Here is a 1,233-nt window from a genome sequence, read left to right on the forward strand (position 1 = left end):
GACCGTCAGCGCATCAGCACACAGTCACATCAACGACAGGCGACGTTGATCGTCACCCCAGATGCGGTTGCAGTACTAAGCCGAACAGTTCTTGGATGCATGTCAGGCGCGCGCTCAGGGTGTTGCGGTGAATATTCAGGTGGGCCGTGGCACGGGAGTGGAAGCTGAGCCATGACGCGGCGGTGGCGAGCAGTTCCGCGCTGCCGGGGTCCTGGGCCCGCCTGACGCGGTGGGTACGGATCGGTGAGAGGAACGGCCCAGGTCGCCGCAGCGGGCCCGATGGCCAGTGCCAGGTCGGGGTTGGCCACGAACGAGGCCTGCCGTTCGGAGCGGCCGCGTGCGGCGGCGACGGCATGGAACGCCTGAGCATAGCCGGTGGCGGTTTCCCACAGGGGCACGGCACTGCTCTCTCCGATCCAGCAGGCGGCCGCCGGCTCGAGGGTCCCGGTGCCGGGGCGCAGTCACCGGGCGCAAGCATGAAGAGGTGGTCGGCGTACACCGGGCACGGCACGATCCACGCGCCGTCGGCCACATCGGCCAGTTCCACGACCAGTTGGCCGCGAACCCTCGGCGGACCCTCGATGACGTACACCCGCCCCATCGCGGTGGCGCCGGTGCGGCCCGCCAGCCAGCGAAGCAGCGGCCCGGTGCCGCCCTTGCGGGCGGCGCGCCGCATATTCAGCACGTCCTCGGTGACCTCTCGTTGCAGCCGAGCCGTCTGAGCTCCCGCACAGACCGAGGCCCGCGCGGTGCGCTGGTGCCACGAACACGGCGAGTGAGGCGTCGGTCCGGCCCTTGTGGTCGAGACCCGGAATTGGGGAGCCGCGTGGTCCGCATGCGCTCGTCACCAGGGCAAACACCCGCACATCGGGGGAAGGAACCACCTCGATCTACTGCGGAATCGACTGGGCGGAGAAGACCCATGACGTCGCCTTGGTCGACGACTGCGGCCAGTTACCGGCCAAACGGCACATCACCGACGACGCGGTCGGCTACAAGGTCCTGCTGGATCTGCTTGCCGAGTACGGCGACAGCGAGGAAAGCCCGATCCCGGTGGCGATCGAGACCTCCCGGGGCCTGCTCGTCGCGGTCCTGCGGACCGGCAACCGCAAGGTCTTCGCGATCAACCCGATGGCCGCGGCCCGCTACCGCGACCTTATGTGGAATCTGTTTTGTCAAGTTCATTGTGTCTTGCCCTGGTTCACCTCGACGATCGGTAGGAGGGTCGCGGTG

The 1,233-nt window shown here is 68.0% G+C and carries 1 protein-coding gene; it reads left to right on the plus strand.

The annotated features are described in order from the left end of the window. Nucleotides 1–888: 888 nt before the first annotated feature. A partial coding sequence (locus LE548_RS45250) for an IS110 family transposase (RefSeq protein WP_225102860.1) occupies nt 889–1,233 on the plus strand: 345 nt, incomplete at its 3' end.

The organism is Streptomyces sp. CoH27 (genome assembly GCF_020181035.1).
Classification (GTDB): domain Bacteria; phylum Actinomycetota; class Actinomycetes; order Streptomycetales; family Streptomycetaceae; genus Streptomyces; species Streptomyces camelliae.